Source organism: Providencia sp. PROV188 (assembly GCF_027595165.1).
Lineage (GTDB): Bacteria > Pseudomonadota > Gammaproteobacteria > Enterobacterales > Enterobacteriaceae > Providencia > Providencia lanzhouensis.
The window spans coordinates 48,507-66,025 of sequence record NZ_CP097291.1 but is presented as its reverse complement, the minus strand read 5'-3'; the positions used below and the strand labels follow the sequence as shown (position 1 = coordinate 66,025).

16 protein-coding genes are annotated in these 17,519 nt (G+C 42.7%); 9 read left to right on the top strand and 7 right to left on the bottom strand.

All coding sequences use genetic code 11. The annotated features are described in order from the left end of the window. Positions 1 to 1,413: a multidrug transporter subunit MdtD gene (gene mdtD / locus M5X66_RS00260; RefSeq protein WP_036950583.1), complete on the top strand. Its 1,413-nt coding sequence runs from the start codon at positions 1 to 3 to the stop codon at positions 1,411 to 1,413. Here the strand turns inward: mdtD and rbsR are convergent. The 6 genes from rbsR to rbsD all read right to left on the bottom strand — a co-directional run bounded on the left by rbsR (position 1,410) and on the right by rbsD (position 7,278). After that, entirely contained in the window at positions 1,410 to 2,411 is a 1,002-nt protein-coding gene (rbsR, locus tag M5X66_RS00255; RefSeq protein ID WP_410431404.1) for a ribose operon transcriptional repressor RbsR, read from the bottom strand. The genes mdtD and rbsR overlap by 4 nt on opposite strands. Positions 2,412 to 2,420: 9 nt before the next feature. Next, entirely contained in the window at positions 2,421 to 3,344 is a 924-nt protein-coding gene (gene rbsK, locus M5X66_RS00250) for a ribokinase (RefSeq protein WP_154637077.1), read from the bottom strand. A gap of 103 nt (positions 3,345 to 3,447) precedes the next feature. Further along, positions 3,448 to 4,338, bottom strand: a complete 891-nt coding sequence (rbsB, locus tag M5X66_RS00245; RefSeq protein ID WP_108479110.1) for a ribose ABC transporter substrate-binding protein RbsB — start codon at positions 4,336 to 4,338, stop codon at positions 3,448 to 3,450. A 39-nt stretch (positions 4,339 to 4,377) separates the two neighbouring features. Further along, entirely contained in the window at positions 4,378 to 5,340 is a 963-nt protein-coding gene (rbsC, locus tag M5X66_RS00240) for a ribose ABC transporter permease (RefSeq protein WP_036950589.1), read from the bottom strand. Continuing rightward, positions 5,337 to 6,851, bottom strand: a complete 1,515-nt coding sequence (gene rbsA / locus M5X66_RS00235; protein ID WP_036950591.1) for a ribose ABC transporter ATP-binding protein RbsA — start codon at positions 6,849 to 6,851, stop codon at positions 5,337 to 5,339. The genes rbsC and rbsA overlap by 4 nt, the downstream gene beginning before the upstream one ends. Before the next feature lie 7 nt (positions 6,852 to 6,858). Beyond that, positions 6,859 to 7,278, bottom strand: coding sequence for a D-ribose pyranase (gene rbsD, locus M5X66_RS00230; protein WP_108479112.1), 420 nt, complete (start codon positions 7,276 to 7,278; stop codon positions 6,859 to 6,861). A gap of 392 nt (positions 7,279 to 7,670) precedes the next feature. On the opposite strand from rbsD, the gene ravA reads away from it, so the two are divergent. Both ravA and viaA read left to right on the top strand, forming a co-directional pair. Beyond that, positions 7,671 to 9,194: an ATPase RavA gene (gene ravA, locus M5X66_RS00225; RefSeq protein ID WP_154599608.1), complete on the top strand. Its 1,524-nt coding sequence runs from the start codon at positions 7,671 to 7,673 to the stop codon at positions 9,192 to 9,194. Then, positions 9,191 to 10,648, top strand: coding sequence for an ATPase RavA stimulator ViaA (gene viaA, locus M5X66_RS00220; RefSeq protein WP_270103784.1), 1,458 nt, complete (start codon positions 9,191 to 9,193; stop codon positions 10,646 to 10,648). The genes ravA and viaA overlap by 4 nt, the downstream gene beginning before the upstream one ends. Here viaA and asnA read toward each other — a convergent pair whose 3' ends face one another. Beyond that, positions 10,649 to 11,641 carry an aspartate--ammonia ligase gene (gene asnA / locus M5X66_RS00215; RefSeq protein ID WP_036950599.1) on the bottom strand — a complete coding sequence of 331 codons (993 nt, stop codon included), beginning with the start codon at positions 11,639 to 11,641 and terminating at the stop codon, positions 10,649 to 10,651. It lies immediately after the preceding gene. Positions 11,642 to 11,802: 161 nt separating this feature from the next. On the opposite strand from asnA, the gene asnC reads away from it, so the two are divergent. From asnC to atpB, 6 genes are all read left to right on the top strand, one after another. Next, positions 11,803 to 12,264, top strand: coding sequence for a transcriptional regulator AsnC (asnC, locus tag M5X66_RS00210; RefSeq protein ID WP_036950600.1), 462 nt, complete (start codon positions 11,803 to 11,805; stop codon positions 12,262 to 12,264). A gap of 91 nt (positions 12,265 to 12,355) precedes the next feature. Next, positions 12,356 to 12,802: an FMN-binding protein MioC gene (gene mioC, locus M5X66_RS00205; RefSeq protein ID WP_036950602.1), complete on the top strand. Its 447-nt coding sequence runs from the start codon at positions 12,356 to 12,358 to the stop codon at positions 12,800 to 12,802. A gap of 376 nt (positions 12,803 to 13,178) precedes the next feature. Then, positions 13,179 to 15,068, top strand: coding sequence for a tRNA uridine-5-carboxymethylaminomethyl(34) synthesis enzyme MnmG (gene mnmG / locus M5X66_RS00200; protein WP_036950604.1), 1,890 nt, complete (start codon positions 13,179 to 13,181; stop codon positions 15,066 to 15,068). 1 nt (position 15,069) lies between these two features. Further along, positions 15,070 to 15,693 carry a 16S rRNA (guanine(527)-N(7))-methyltransferase RsmG gene (rsmG, locus tag M5X66_RS00195; RefSeq protein ID WP_154609799.1) on the top strand — a complete coding sequence of 208 codons (624 nt, stop codon included), beginning with the start codon at positions 15,070 to 15,072 and terminating at the stop codon, positions 15,691 to 15,693. Between the two features lie 590 nt (positions 15,694 to 16,283). Then, positions 16,284 to 16,658, top strand: a complete 375-nt coding sequence (gene atpI, locus M5X66_RS00190; protein ID WP_036950608.1) for a F0F1 ATP synthase subunit I — start codon at positions 16,284 to 16,286, stop codon at positions 16,656 to 16,658. Between the two features lie 33 nt (positions 16,659 to 16,691). After that, the gene (gene atpB, locus M5X66_RS00185; RefSeq protein ID WP_006660652.1) at positions 16,692 to 17,510 is read left to right on the top strand and encodes a F0F1 ATP synthase subunit A; all 819 of its coding nucleotides are present in this window, start codon (positions 16,692 to 16,694) and stop codon (positions 17,508 to 17,510) included. Positions 17,511 to 17,519 lie beyond the last annotated feature (9 nt).

The following is a 17,519-nucleotide window of genomic DNA, read 5'->3' as shown; positions in this document are numbered from 1 at the left end:
ATGTTTAAAACTGCTAAAAATATGTCGGGTTTGCCATGGATTGCCGCGATGGCTTTCTTTATGCAAGCGTTAGATGCCACGATATTGAATACGGCACTGCCTGATATCGCCAAAAGTTTGCATCACTCCCCATTAGCGATGCAATCTGCCGTGGTGAGCTATACCCTAACAGTTGCACTGTTAATTCCGGTGAGTGGTTGGTTTGCCGATAGATTTGGTACTCGACGTATTTTTATTATTGCGGTTTCTCTGTTTTCTTTAGGATCATTGCTCTGCGCTCTTTCCCCTTCATTAACAGTGCTTGTTATTTCTCGCGTTATCCAAGGAATTGGCGGGGCGATGATGATGCCAGTAGCGCGACTCGCATTAATTCGGGCGTATCCGCGCAGTGAACTTCTACCTATATTGAATTTTGTCACCATCCCTGGATTAGTCGGCCCCATCTTAGGACCTCTATTAGGTGGTATTCTCGTCACCTATGCCACATGGCATTGGATATTCATTATTAATATCCCTATTGGTGTGCTTGGGATTGTGTATGCATTAAAACATATGCCTGATTTTAAAATGCCAAAACGTAAGTTTGATACCCTTGGCTTTCTTTTATTTGGGTTTGGCTTGGTCATGCTCTCAGTCAGTCTGGATCTGTTCGGCGATAAATCATTATCTAGCTATATTCCTTTGGCTATTGTTCTGGGCGGTTTTCTTTGTCTTCTTCTTTATATACTTCACGCAAGGCGCATTAAGCACGCTATTATTCCGCTCAACTTATTTAAGACAAGAACCTTTTCCATCGGTATTAGCGGTAACATCGCCACTCGATTAGGTACTGGAAGCATTCCATTCTTAATGCCATTGATGCTGCAAGTGGGATTTGGTTATGAAGCGGTGGTGGCAGGAATGATGATGGCTCCACTGGCCATTGGCTCGATTACAGCAAAATCCGCAGTCACAAGAATTCTAACCCGATTTGGATACCGTAATACGCTATTTACTGTCACGGTGATTATTGGGTTGATGGTCTCGCAGTTTTCGCTGCAATCTCCAGATATGTCGATTTATCTGCTTATAGTTCCGTTGTTTGTTTTAGGAATGGTAATGTCCACCCAGTTCACTGCCATGAATACCATTTGCTTAGCGGACTTAACAGATAATAACGCTAGCGCTGGCAACAGTATGCTAGCGGTGACTCAGCAACTTTCGATTAGCTTTGGGATCGCGGTGAGCGCCACCATTTTGAGCTTTTTTGATAACCAGCCAAATAGTAATGTCGTGGATAACTTCCATTACACCTTTATTACTATCGGGGCTATCACGTTACTTTCTGCCTTTGTGTTTTTATTACTCAGTAAAACTGATGGTGATAATTTGATTAAAGGCAAAAGCAAAAAATCTGAGAAAACGCAGAATTAGCGTTTCCTCACTGATTGGCGTTCCACGAGTTTTGGCGTTAAAACTAAAATAGAGGGTTCCGCATCTGGGTTATCCATTCGATAAATAAGTTGGTTAACCGCTTGCTGACCAAGTTCATCCTTTGGCTGATGAACAGTGGTAAGTGGTGGGATCATATAAGAAGAGAGTGCAATATCGTCATAACCAATAATGGAAATGTCGTCAGGTACTTTCATGCCTTTTTGGTAAATAGCTTGGTAAGCACCGACCGCCATCGCGTCATTCCCCGCAAAAATAGCATCTGGAGGATTCGATAACGCCAAAAGCTTATTCATTGAATCAAATCCACCTGAAAATTCAAAATCACTAAAGATAATATATTCTTCGTGGATTTTGAGGGATGCAGCCTTCATGGCATGAAGAAAACCTTGATAACGCGCTTGTGCGGGAGATTTATCTTGAGGACCGGCAATACAGGCGATTCGAGTAAACCCAGCATCGATTAAATGACGCGTGGCGATTTCACCGCCGAGGAACGAGTTATCCTGAATAATATCTCCGGCTGATTCAAACGGAGACCAGTCCATCATTACTGTAGGAACGGAGGGATAACGAGAAAATACCGCTTTGGATGGACCTTGCGCTTCGGTGCACATAATAAGAAGCCCATCGACGCGTTTTTGCAGAAGAGTTTCTAAGCTATGATCCATCCGCTTAAAATCCCCTTCGGTGTTACACAGGATCAAACTGTAACCCAATTCGTAGCAACTACGTTCTACACCACGCACGACTTCCGCATAAAACGGGTTATTACTGGCTGTCAGTAACATTCCAATGGTATTGGTGCGGTTCATCTTCAAACTTCTCGCTAAGGCCGATGGCGCATAGTTGAGTTGTTCGATGGCACTTTTTACCCGTGAAGTAACGCTTTCGCTAACATAGCGATTTTGATTGATAACATGGGAGACGGTGGATGTTGACACGCCAGCAAGGCGAGCAACATCTTTCATTGTTGCCACAAATTTATCCTATTGAAGAAGAAACTGGTCTATTTCATTACGCCATGGAACAGAAGGTTGTGCGCCGGGACGCGTCACTGCAATTGCAGCAGCCGCATGGGCAAAGACAATCGCATCTTCATCGGACTGACCTTCAAGTAGCGCGGTTACATACGCCCCATTGAATGTATCACCTGCTGCAATGGTGTCCACCGCTTTCACTTTAAAGCCCGGAATTATTTTGCCTTGCTTGCCAGATTCACTGAACCAAACCCCTCTGGCACCCAATGTAATCATCACTTTATTAATGCCTTTTTGATGCAGTGCTTGTGCTGCTTTTTGTGCGCCTTCTTCATCATTAACAGCGATGCCCGTTAAATGCTCCGCTTCCGTTTCGTTTGGCGTGATCACATCCACCAGCGACAGTAGCGAATCAGGTAACGCTTGTGCAGGCGCAGGATTTAAGATCACTTGGGTTTGATGTTGGCGCGCAATCTCAGCGGCCATTTGGACAGTTTCAATTGGGGACTCAAGCTGCATCAATAGCGCATCCGCATCGACAATTTTTTGCTGATACCCTGCCAGTCGCTCTGTGGAGAGATGACCATTAGCCCCAGCATTAATCCCAATAATATTTTCGCCTTGCCCGTTTACGTAAATAAGTGCAACACCCGTGGTTTCGCCAGCAACTGAGTCGATGCAATCAATCTTAATCGTATCTTTTTGCAGTTGTTTTTTGATGCTGACGCCGATATCGTCATCACCGACACAAGCAATAAATGTGATATCAGCACCACTACGACCTGCGGCGACTGCCTGGTTCGCGCCTTTACCGCCGAAAGCAACTTGGTAACTATCACCTCTTACTGTTTCGCCTGGCTGGGGAAACTGTTGCACATTAAGAATGTGGTCAACGTTGATACTACCTAAAACAACCAGTTTAGCTGCTGCCATCACATTTATGTCCTTTCGCTACGCAATTAAATAAACCGCCGCAAAGTTTCACGGCGATTTACCAATCTTATTGTTTTATCAAGGATAATTACTTTATATAGATTTATTGTTTTACCACGAGTTCTAATTCAACGGGAACTGTTGCTTCAACTTTCTCGCCTTTTAATACTTTATCTGCGATCTGCACCCCAACAATACCAATTTGATCTGGGCGCTGAGCAATCGTCGCGCCTAATTTTCCGCCTTGAACTGCTTTGATACCGTCATTTGTGCCATCAAAACCAACCACTAAAACGTCATCACGACCAGCAGTTTGTAATGCTCTTAACGCACCTAATGCCATTTCATCGTTTTGTGCAAAAACAGCCTGAACTGCAGGGTGCGCTGTCAATAAGTTTTGCATAACGTTCAAGCCTTTAGTTCTGTCGAAATCCGCAGGTTGGCTCGCTAATACGTTGAATTTATGCTCTTTCGCACCCGTATTGAAACCTTCACCACGTTCACGAGCTGCCGACGTTCCAGAAATCCCTTCTAATTGAATAACTTTGGCGTCATTGCCCGTTTTCTTGGCAATAAAGTCTGCCGCCATTTTTCCACCCATGCGGTTATCAGAAGCAACATGGCTCACCACTTCACCTTTGTTAGCGGCGCGGTCTAAGGTGATCACGGGGATTTTCGCTTTGTTAGCCATCAGGATAGAGTTACCCACTGCGTCAGAGTCAGTTGGGTTGATCAGCATTAATTTGGTACCACGTACCGTTAAATCTTGGACGTTCGCTAACTCTTTCGCCGGGTTATCTTGAGAATCCAAAACAATCAGTTCATAACCCAGTTTGTCCGCTTCTTTTTGTGCCGCATCTTTCATAGTCACAAAGAATGGGTTGTTCAGGGTTGAAATAACCAGCGCAATGCTCTCTTTGGCCATCGCGTTCACACTGACGGTTGCTGTTAGTGCAAAAGCGGTAAATAAAGTCGCTAATTTGTTCAGTTTCATAAGAAAATTCCTGTCATTATCGGGTAGGGGTCAGAATCACTATTTTTTGTTATCAACAAGTACAGCTAATAAAATCACAACGGCTTTTACGATCATTTGGTAGTTCGAGGAAATACCGAGTAAGTTCAAACCATTGTTTAAGAAACCAAGGATCAGCGCACCAATCAGCGTACCTACAATGCGCCCTTTACCACCAGCAAGGCTTGTGCCACCCAGTACAACCGCAGCAATCGCATCCAGTTCATAACCGTTACCCGCCATTGGCTGAGCTGAAGATAAACGTGCAACTTCAATCACACTCGCCAGCGCTGCTAATAAACCACACAAGGAGTAAACGATAATTTTAATTTTATCGACATTAATACCGGATAAGCGGGTCGCTGATTCATTTCCGCCTAACGCATAGATATAACGACCTAAGCGAGTGTGGTGTAGCATGTACCAAGCCGCCGCAAAGACGATAACCATTAACCATACTGGGGTAGGAATACCTAATGGGCGACCAATACCAAACCAACCAAATAAATCGGCGTTATCACTAAAACCCGTATTGATTGGGCTGCCATCGGTATAAACCCGGGTTACACCACGTAGTAATAGCATCATGACCAATGTGGCGATAAAAGCTTGGACTTTACCTTTTGCAACAATCACCCCTGTACATGCACCAATTGCAGCACCGAGCGCTAATGCTCCTGCGACAGCAACAAAGGCATTCACTTCAGCTCCGACCATCGATGCAGCTACTGCGCCTGTTAATGCCAATAGTGATCCCACAGACAAATCAATGCCCGACGTAAGAATCACTAATGTCATTCCCACCGCCATAATCGCATTCACAGAAGTCTGTTGCAGGATGTTAAACAGGTTGTTGACCGTAAAAAAGTTAGGGCTTAGGGTTGAAACAATCGCAATTAAGACTAATAGGGCTATTAAGGATTTTTGCTCCATTAGCCATGCTTTGCTGAAGTAGCGTTTTGATGGTGCGGTTGTTGAACTCATGCTGTTAACTCCTGAACTGAGCCGTAATTTTTACCGACTGCGGCCGCCATTAAGGCTTCCTGCGTTGCTTCTTTGGCAGAGAATTCGCCGCTGATATGCCCTTCATGCATAACCAAAATGCGATCGCTCATCCCAATCACTTCAGGCATTTCTGAAGATACGAGGATGATACTCAGCCCTTCTTTTTTAAATTGGTTGATTAGTTGGTAGATCTCTTTTTTTGCCCCGACGTCGACACCACGGGTTGGCTCATCGAGGATAAGCACTTTCGGTCGTGTCATTAGTCCACGGGCAATAGCCACTTTTTGCTGGTTACCACCAGATAAGTTGCCAATAATTTGGTCCATGGATGGGGTTTTAATATTAAATAAGCGGATAAAATCCCCCACGGTCATTTGCTCTTCGCCATGTTTTAATGTGCCGCCAAAGTGGCTGAAGTAACCTAATGCCGTTAAGGACATATTTTCTTTTACTGACATCCCCAGCACTAACCCATCGCGCTTACGGTCTTCCGAAATATAAACGATGCCGTTATTCAAACCATCTTGCGGGGTTTTTAAGGTGACGTTTTTACCTTCTAACTGGATATTGCCGGATTTTTTCGAAGCTGCACCGTAGATGATTTTCATCAGCTCCGTACGTCCTGCGCCCATCAAACCTGAAACACCTAAAATTTCACCGCTTCTTAGCGTGAAACTGGCATTGGTGACACCGGGGCCAGAAACATTTTCAACTTGCAGGCGAATATCGCCAACAGGTACATCGACTCGCGGATATTGGTCTTCCAGTTTGCGTCCTACCATCATCTCAATCAGTTTTTCTTCTTCTAATTCACTGACTGGCTTTTCACCAATAAACTGGCCATCACGAAAAACAGTCACGTCGTCGCAAATTTCGAAGATCTCTTTTAAACGGTGAGAGATATACACAATGCCGCAGCCTTGGGATTTTAAATCTTCAATCACGCGAAAGAGTGAGGCAGTTTCGGTATCGGTCAGTGCGTCCGTCGGCTCATCCATAATGATGACTTGAGACTGAAAGCTGAGAACTTTGGCAATTTCCACCATTTGTTGTTCACCGATAGATAATTCGGCGATAGTTTGGTGGCTATCGTAATCAAGGTTTAATCGCTGGAGCAGTTTGTCTGATTCGCTGAACATTTTTTTCCAGTCGATTTTGCCGAATTTGTTCACAAATTCGCGACCTAAAAAAATGTTTTCAGCGATGGTAAGTTCAGGAATTAAATTCAGTTCTTGGTGAATGATCCCGATCCCCGCTTCTTGGGAACTTTTCGGACCATTAAACACGACTTCTTTACCAAGGTAACGGATCGCGCCCGCATCTTTGTTGTAGATCCCCGTGAGCACTTTCATCATGGTGGATTTACCCGCACCATTTTCCCCCACCAGCGCCATCACTCGACCAGGGTAGACTTTTAAGGCGGCTCCCGAGAGAGCTTTTACTCCGGGAAAGGCTTTATCAATGCCAATAAGTTCTAATAAAGGTTGCATAGTCACCTCAGAAAGTCACACCAGAACAAAGAATGATATTAGCGTATGGTGAACATTCCCCTGTTCGGATCACGGCTTTGCTTTCATGAGTGCGTTGCTTGAAATGTTCATGGCTGCAATAGATGACTTCAATATGGTTTCCCTGTGCCGCTTCCAATTCATGAAGATGGGCTAAAATGGCTTTTTCCATTTGAGGATTTATTTTGCTGATTTCTTGAGCAAGTATCGCTTTTTCTACCTGCATCTCTTGGGTAATCACTCGCAAAACAGACATAAAATCCGGTAGTCCTTGCGTCACAGCCAGATCGATACGTTCAGCGCTGGCAGGAATGGGTAAACCTGCATCTCCCAACGTGATATGGTCGGTATGACCGAGTTTTGCAATCACGGAAGCAACATTTGAGTTAAGCAACATACCTTTCTTCATTCTTTACCACCGTTTTTAGTCTGTTTTTTCTACTTTCGAGTTTTGGCTCTGCATGAGCGAAACGTTTCGCTTATACAATAATAGTAAAGAATAGTCACAACTCAATGTTCTTATCTTGGTTTTGTGATCACTATCGAAACGTTTCGTTAGCCTATTTTTACAAATAAAAAGCTAACTTATTGAATAAGTTGTCGCTGAATCGTTCCTGCTTAATTAATACTCAGCTGTTCGCTACAACCTAAATTTGTTGCTCTTTATCCGAAATAACATCAAAGAAAAATCACAAAACTGATTGCACAATGAATAAAAGGACAGCTAACCTAGCAATAGCTTGGTCAATAACCATCTCCCTCTAACCCTTAGAAGAGTTATTTAGAGAAAAGGAACACCTTATGCAATTAGCAGAACGGATAGCCCAATTAAGCAACTACCTTGAAGGTGGTTTGTATGAACGTCAGCAAGCTATTCGTTTGTGTTTGCTCGCCACGCTGAGTGGGGAAAGCGTGTTCTTGCTGGGTCCTCCTGGGATAGCGAAAAGCTTAATTGCCCGCCGCATGAAATATGCCTTCCGCCAAGCGAATGCGTTTGAATATTTAATGACGCGCTTTTCTACCCCCGAAGAAATTTTTGGACCGCTTTCCATTCAAGCCTTAAAAGATGAAGGGCGTTATGAGCGTTTAACCAAAGGATACCTGCCCGATGCGGAAGTGGTGTTTTTGGATGAAATTTGGAAAGCAGGCCCTGCCATCTTAAATACCTTACTAACTGCCATAAATGAACGCAAATTCCGTAATGGGGATGAAGAGAAAAATATCCCAATGCGCTTGCTAGTCACCGCATCCAACGAGCTACCGGATGCGGATAATAGTCTTGAAGCGCTGTTTGATAGGATGTTGCTGCGAATTTGGCTGGATAAAGTACAAGAGAAACAAAATTTCCGTGCGCTGCTGACTGGCAAATCTCAGCAAGAAGAAAATTTGGTTCCTGATCACCTAAAAATCAGTGAAGAAGAGTACCGAGAATGGCAAAAAGAAATTCCCAAGGTTTCGCTGCCCGATCACTGTTTTGAATTGATTTACCAATTACGCCAACAAATTGATGCCACAGAGAAGAATCTGTATGTCTCTGATAGACGTTGGAAAAAAGCAGTTTATTTATTGCAGGCTAGCGCATTCTTTAATGGTCGAAACTCTGTTTCACCGTTGGATATTGTGCTACTCAAAGATTGCTTATGGCACGATATGCAGTCAATGAACTTACTGCCCCAATTGCTCAAGTCATTAGTACAAGAAGATGGTTGGCAACAACGTAAATTTACACGAGAAATTGAGCAAGTTTACCAACAGTGGATGTCATCCACCCAAGATCAAAATAACCAAGATGCTTTTAAAGTTTTAAAAAATAACGCGATGTTTGCACGAAAAGCCTCTTATATGTTGCCTGAGAATATTAGCGAAGGGCGTGTAACCCTATTTTTGCATCGCCCATTACAGCTACATAATATGAAAGTGACCTTTATTACCACCGAGAAAAAATCACTGGCAAATTTCCTTAATAAAGGCACCACCTTATCCGCTCATCTTAATGGGATTGGTTTCGCGCAAGAGCTAGCCGCTGAAGTGAATAATTTAAACCAGATCCAACTATTAGATGTTAGCCATCAAGCATCAACCTTATATTTACAAGATAAAAACCCTACAGCGGCACCGACAACCAATAATAAAGAGTGGTTGGATAAGCTTGATGCCATCCAAAATGAGATCCAAGGGGCTAAATATCAGTTTGAGAAGCAGCAACCTAACCTGTTTATCGAGGCGCACTGGCTCGCGGATGTTGAAGAGAGCTTTATTAAGCTTAGCGATAAATTGACCCAACTCCGCCAGCAAATTATGGGAAAGGTGACTAACTCATTATGATGAGCCTAGCGTCCCTCGAATTATTGCTTTCGGTGAATGAAAGCCAGCTGATTGAAGAGATTATTATTTCTCTTCTCGCCACCCCACAGCTGGCGGTTTTCTTTGAAAAGCATCCTCGATTGAAAAAGGCGCTATTAAAAGATCTCTCCAGTTGGAAAAAAGACCTTAAACAGAAGCTGCAAGATGCGTTAGTTCCTCAGCAACTTTCTGAAGAATTTGGGCTATATCAGAAGTCATTGGGCATTCCCACTGATAAGTTTTTCACGCAATTACCCGATGTGATAGCACGGCTCGAGCAGTTAGATTCCCCGTTTTACCGTGAAGCCCAGCAACTGCAAAAGGGAAAAATTGAAAATCGCAGTGCGCGACAATCTTTGATTGTTCAGCGTTGGCGTATTAGTTTGATTTTGCAGGTGACTACATTACATAAAGAACTCTTAGAACAGGAAAAAGAGCAACTGCTGGCGGAATTACAGCGCCGTTTAGCACTGAGCGGAAATCTTGAGGATATTCTAGGGGAAAATGAGCGCTCTTCTGGGCGATTATGGGATCTGAGCAAAGGGTTTAGTAACCCAGCGGCTTATAATGATCAATTAATCGCGCGCTACAGTGATTTTTTGCGCCAGCAACCCGAGCTCGAAAAAATTGCTCAGCTACTGGGGCGTAGCCAATCAGCCAAATCTATTCTGGATGATAATGTGATCCTTGAGCCGATGACGGTGATGGAAAAAGTCCCGGAAACCGTACCTGAACAAGTGAATGGCTTAAACCAGAGTGACGATATTCTGCGGCTATTACCAGCTGAGCTTGCGATGTTAGGGCTTGAAGATATTGAATTCGAGTTCTACCGCAAGTTATTAGAGAAACAGCTTATTACCTATCGCTTACAAGGGGAAAGCTGGCAAGAACGCAAAGTTTTACGCCCTGTGACCCATCATCAACATGAAGATCAGCCCAGAGGACCATTTGTGGTATGTATCGATACTTCAGGTTCTATGGGTGGAATCAATGAACGCTGTGCAAAGGCGTTCTGTCTGGCTTTAATGAAAATCGCGCTGGCGGATAACCGAGCTTGTCACGTGATGCTGTTTTCCACTGAAATTGTTCATTATGACCTTCTCTCTGCGGATGGCTTAGAACAATGCATGCGCTTCTTGCATCAAACATTCCGTGGTGGAACAGACTTGGCAGCATGTTTACGAGAAACAACGGTAAAATTAGAGTCAAAACAGTGGAGTGATGCCGATGCGGTTGTCATTTCGGACTTTGTGGCTCAACGCTTACCGGATGAGTTAATTCAGAAGATTAAGTCCCTTCAGAAGGTTGGTAAATACCGCTTCCATGCGGTATCTGTCTCAAATTATGGGAAGCCCGGTATCATGAAGATATTTGATCATATCTGGCGCTTTGATACAGGGCTAAAAAGCCGACTACTACGCCGTTTTAATCGCTAATTACAGCATATCTTCAACTGTTTCAGCCATTTCTGGTGACCAAACACCACACTGAACTTGACCGATATGTTGACGTTGCAGCAGTAACATCACTAAGCGAGATTGGCCAATACCACCACCGATAGATTGCGGCATTTCACCTTTGACTAACGCTTGATGCCATTCCAGTTCCATACGTTTTTCATCACCTGTTAATGCGAGTTGGCGAGTTAAACATTCAGGACTGACACGGATCCCCATTGAAGAGATTTCAAATGCGTCTTGTAATACTGGGTTCCAAACAATAATGTCACCGTTTAATCCTTTGAAGCCATCTTCGTTTTCGGTTGTCCAGTCATCGTAGTCTGGTGCACGTACATCGTGGGATTCACCGCTTGACAGTTTTCCACCAATACCGATTAAGAATACCGCACCCAATTCTTTCGCAATCGCACGCTCACGACCTTTCGCGTCTAAATCTGGATAACGTTTTAGCAGCTCTTCGCTGTGGATAAAGTGAATTTGGTCTGGCAGGAACGGTGCCAGCCCAAATTCTTTACTTACGGCAGCTTCTGTTTCTTTTATTGCCTTATAGATTTTACCCACTGTCTGCTTCAGATAAGGAAGCGTACGATCCTCATCTGCCATCACTTTTTCCCAATCCCACTGGTCAACATAGACGGAGTGGATTGGGGTTAAGCGATCCTCGTCCGGACGTAACGCTTTCATGTGTGTGTACAGACCTTGACCTTCGCTGAAACCAAAACGACCTAAGGTTTTGCGTTTCCATTTAGCCAAAGAGTGAACCACTTCAAACGTTGCACCAGGAATTGATTTCACTTTTACTTGAACGGCTTTTTCGCAGCCTGATAAGTTGTCTTGTGTACCATCACCTAAACGGCTCAGGATAGGACCTTGAACTTCGATTAAGCCAAGCTCTTTTTCAAGTAAACGTGAGAAATAGGATTTAACAAAGCTGATTTGTTGCTGATGTTCGATGAATGACTTGTCCATAATTTTACCCATAATTTGTTAGCTGTAATTAGCCGATGTGTAGATTAAGCAACAAAATGAGGTATAAATTCAATATCCATCATTAAAAAAAGCCTTTACTGTTTATTTTGATTAAAAAAATGGGTATAAAAATGAATAATCATCAAAATGAGGGCTAAATAATGCCAGAAAATTATCAAATCGATAATCTCGATCGTGACATACTTCACGAATTAATGGTCAATGCACGTACACCTTATGCTGAACTCGCCAAAAAATTCTCGGTAAGTCCCGGAACTATTCATGTGCGAGTGGAAAAAATGAAGCAAGCTGGGATCATAAAAGGAACCCGTATCGATATCAGCGCAAAACAATTGGGTTTTGATGTCTGCTGCTTTATAGGGATCATTTTAAAAAGTGCCAAGGATTATCATACTGCCCTCAAAAAGTTAGATGCTTTAGAGGAAGTCGTGGAGGTTTACTATACGACGGGTCAATACAGTATCTTTATTAAGGTAATGTGCCGCTCGATAGATTCCCTTCAAGATGTACTTATCAACAAAATTCAGACTATCGATGAAATACAATCAACCGAAACGCTGATCTCCTTACAGAACCCGATCATGCGAACGATCACCCCGTAGAAAAAAAATGATATAACCACATTATCCACAGGTAGATCCCAGCTCATTCACAGCGTACAATAGCGGCCTGTTAATGTGAAAGAGAGTGACCATGAGCGTAACAAAAGTAACCTTAATTAGTGGCAGTACCATGGGCAGTGCCGAATATGTAGCGGAGCATATGGCAGAGATTTTAGAAGAACTCGGCTATGAAACGGATATACAGCACGGTCCTGAACTAGATGACTTACCACTTGAAGGGTTATGGCTGGTGGTGAGCTCCACACATGGCGCAGGGGATCTTCCCGAAAATATCCAACCGTTAGCGGAAGCAATTCAATCTCAGTCACCAGACCTGAGTAAGATCAAGTACGGTGCAGTGGGGATTGGTAGTTCGGAATATGACACTTTTTGTGGTGCGATCCATACCCTTGATACCTTATTACAGGATCATGGTGCAAAAAGGATCGGTGATTGCTTCGAAATTGATGTTCAGCAACACGAAATTCCTGAAGATCCCGCAGGTGTTTGGGTTAAAATTTGGGCAAACGAACTCTAATATGTTCAAATTAACAGCAAACAACTGTGGATAACTCAGGTAAGATCATGGTATTAACCGGTAGTTATCCAGATTATAAGTTTTAGGTCGTCCAAGACCTGTGCATAAGTCCCTGTTTTGATCCCAGCTTATACGCAAAAGGATCACGGATCATTCACAGTATATGATCCTTTACACTTTGATGATCTTTAAAGTGAAAATTCACTTATCCACAGAAACCGTCGATCCTAATAAAAGATCTAATAAAGAGATCTTTAAATAAAAAAGATCTTTATATTATATAGGCGAGAGGCCAGGGCTTGGTCTCTCCATCAAACTTGAGTAGAATTCACTCCTCGAATGCAGAATCCGCATTTTCTAACGTTAAGGTTCACACATGTTTTATCCAGAGCAATTTGACGTCATCGTAATTGGTGGTGGTCATGCCGGTACTGAAGCAGCAATGGCAGCTGCACGTATGGGGCGTCAAACCCTATTACTGACTCACAATATTGATACATTGGGCCAGATGTCTTGCAACCCAGCCATCGGTGGGATCGGTAAGGGACATCTGGTAAGAGAAATTGATGCCCTCGGTGGCTTAATGGCTACCGCAACTGACAAAGCGGGTATTCAATTTAGAACACTTAATGCAAGTAAAGGCCCAGCGGTTCGTGCAACTCGCGCACAAGCAGACCGCGTGCTATATCGCCAAGCCGTTAGAACTGCATTAGAGAACCAACCAAACTTAATGATCTTCCAACAACCTGTTGAAGATCTGATTGTTGAAAATAACCGAGTAACTGGCGCTGTTACCCGCATGGGCTTAAAATTTAAAGCCAAAGCGGTGGTATTAACCGTAGGTACTTTCCTTGATGGAAAAATTCATATCGGTTTAGAAAATTACAGTGGTGGTCGTGCTGGTGATCCACCCGCAATTACGTTATCTCAACGTTTAAGAGAATTGCCATTACGTGTAAACCGCTTAAAAACGGGTACACCACCACGTATTGATGCAAGAACTATTGATTTCAGTCAGTTAGCTCAACAGCTAGGTGACGACCCAATGCCGGTATTCTCATTTTTAGGTTCGCAAGAGCAGCATCCACAACAAGTGCCTTGCTACATCACCTATACCAATGAGCAAACTCATGATGTGATCCGTAATAATTTAGATCGCAGCCCTATGTATGCAGGGATCATTGAAGGGATCGGTCCTCGTTACTGTCCTTCAATTGAAGATAAAGTCATGCGTTTTGCGGATAAAAATGCACATCAGATCTTCTTAGAGCCAGAAGGTTTAACTAGCAACGAAATTTATCCAAACGGGATCTCCACCAGCTTGCCATTTGATGTTCAAATGAAAATAGTTCATTCCATGAAGGGAATGGAAAATGCAAGGATCGTCCGCCCTGGTTATGCCATTGAGTACGATTTCTTTGACCCACGCGATCTAAAACAAACTCTCGAAAGCAAATTTATCGAAGGTTTGTTCTTTGCGGGTCAAATCAACGGCACAACAGGTTACGAAGAAGCCGCAGCTCAAGGTTTATTAGCAGGTCTTAACGCTGCACAACATGCATTTGACCTAGAAGGTTGGTTCCCTCGTCGTGACCAAGCCTATGTCGGCGTATTAGTTGACGACTTGTGCACATTAGGAACTAAAGAACCGTACCGTATGTTTACTTCCCGTGCGGAATACCGTTTGATGCTACGCGAAGATAATGCAGATTTACGTTTAACCGAAAAAGGACGTGAATTAGGTCTTGTGGATGATATTCGTTGGGAGCACTTCAACCGCAAAGTCGAAATGATCGAAAAAGAGCGTCAACGCTTAAAAGATATCTGGGTTCACCCTAAATCTGATAATCATGAAGAAATCGACCAAATTTTAACCGTTCCATTATCGAAAGAAGCCAATGGTGAAGATTTACTACGCCGTCCTGAAATGACTTATCAAATGCTGACTTCTTTGAATTTGTTTGCTCCAGGAGTTGAAGATCCTCAAGCTGCAGATCAAGTTGAAATTCAAGTGAAATACGAAGGTTACATTGCTCGTCAGCAAGAAGAGATCGAGCGTCAACTGCGTAATGAAAATACCTTACTCCCTGTTGATTTAGATTATAAGCAGGTGAAAGGCTTATCCAACGAAGTCATGGCAAAACTGAATGACCACAAACCAACGTCAATTGGTCAAGCTTCTCGTATTTCAGGGATCACACCAGCAGCAATTTCAATTTTGTTAGTGTGGCTCAAAAAACAAGGCATGCTACGTCGGAGTGCATAATATGGATTTACTTAGCAAACTGACAAAGCTATTGGCAAAGGCCGACATTCAACTGACTGGCAAGCAAAAACAGCAGTTAGTTGATTATGTTGGTTTATTGCACAAATGGAATAAAGCGTACAATTTAACGTCGGTACGTGAGCCGGAACAAATGTTAGTTCGCCACATCATGGACAGCATCGTGGTGAACGATCACCTTAAGGGTGACAAGTTTATCGATGTAGGAACGGGCCCAGGGCTTCCTGGCGTACCTTTAGCGATTGTACAACCTGATGCTCACTTTGTTTTATTGGATAGCTTAGGGAAGCGTATACGCTTCCTAAAACAGGTTCAGCATGAGTTAGGGCTAACTAACATTGAGCCAGTTCAATCTCGAGTGGAAGAGTACCCTGTTGAAGATGGATTTGATGGCGTAATTAGCAGAGCCTTTGCATCACTCAACGATATGCTGAGTTGGTGCCACCATCTTCCTGCAAGGGAAGGGCGCTTTTATGCGTTAAAAGGTGTGGTTCGTAACGAAGAACTCACACAGCTACCTGAAGGATTTGAAGTTGAGTCCATTACAGAGCTAAAAATTCCAGAATTAGACGAACAGCGTCACTTGGTTAAATTATTCAAAAAATAACGTAGTTTCTAGTAAAATTATTTTATCTTTTAGAGCGGTAGCCGTACATTTACAATGTTACGGCTATTTTTATATATAATTAAAATAAAGATAATTTAAATTCACTTGTTATTTACAGAATATTAACGAATATATATCAAAAATAATCACATTAATCGTAATAATATTCCTAATCTAATATTATTACTAAATCGTTTTAGCATTAATAATGAAATATCCAAATTATTTTTTCATTTTTTTGCCTAAAAAATAACAAATTTAATTATTTGATTTATGGCTTAAAAATAGGGTTCTAACCGGATAAAGAGTGTGGTTATTAATCAAGAGATTAAGATTTGTTGTGATCTTAATCACATAAAGTTATTTTTAGGCGACGAATCGTTAATAAATTATTAATCCCACCTGTCTTAATTCTGCGCTATCTCGAAAAAATTAAATATTTATTCACCTTTTCGCTACTTACTGATTGAATTCATTTCGCCTGCCCGTATAATTTGCACGTTTTTGTCTCTTGACACATTTAAGCAAAGGCAGTTTTATTACAACCCTTAGCGTTTCTTAGGCTGAGAGAGCTGGGAGTACACAAAGTTATGTCTGTTTCCCTTTATGGCAGTAATGCTTCTAAGCAACTGTCTATTCAGTTAATAACTTTTGTAATCCTCAGTGGGGCTTTCTGTGCAAATAGTATAGAATGGGGGGCCTCTGCTCTTGCTGGTGGGTTAGCATGCTGGTTACCTAATATCGTATTTATGCTGCTATCACGCTTTGAAAAAGCAAAAGAAGAGGATGAACCTGTCCGCATTGCCTGGTTCTTTGCATTAGGAGCAGGGTTAAAGGTTGTGACAACTATTACTGTCTTAGTTGTTGCTTTTGGTGTGTTTAAAGCGTCAATAACACCACTGGGTTTGACCTATTTAGCGGTGCTGATTGTTCAGATTGTTGCACCAGCCGTTGTAAAACGGTAAGTATTTTTAAACTACAAAAGGGTAAGAGGCATCATGTCTGCATCAGGAGAAGTGATGACTACAAATGAGTACATAGGTCACCATCTGAGAAACCTTCAGTTGGATCTACGTACCTTTGAGTTGGTCGATCCCCACGCTAGTCCAACGTTTTGGGCGTTAAACATTGACTCGCTTTTTTTCTCAGTAGTTCTCGGGGCTTTATTCCTGTGGCTATTTAGAAAAGTTGCTGCCAATGCGACTAGTGGCGTACCCGGTAAGTTACAGACTGCAATAGAACTGATCATTGGTTTCGTTGATAACTCAGTCCGTGATATGTATCACGGGAAGAGCAAAGTTATTGCCCCTCTGGCATTAACGGTGTTCGTCTGGGTATTTTTAATGAACCTTCTGGATCTACTTCCAATTGATTTCATCCCATACATCGGTGAGCACTACTTAGGTTTACCTGCTCTGCGTATTGTTCCAACCGCAGATGTGAGTATCACGATGTCGATGGCAATTGGTGTGTTTATCCTAATAATCTTTTACAGCATCAAGATGAAAGGAATTGGCGGATTCACGAAAGAGCTCACTATGCAGCCTTTCAACCATCCGGTATTTATCCCTGTAAACTTGATTCTTGAAGGGGTTAGCCTGCTGTCAAAACCTGTATCACTCGGTCTGCGACTGTTTGGTAACATGTATGCAGGTGAATTGATCTTTATTCTTATCGCGGCTCTGCTTCCGTGGTGGTCACAGTGGTTGTTAAGCCTGCCTTGGGCTATCTTCCACATACTGATTATTACGCTACAAGCCTTTATTTTTATGGTTCTGACTGTTGTCTATCTGTCGATGGCTTCTGAAGAGCACTAATTTTATTAA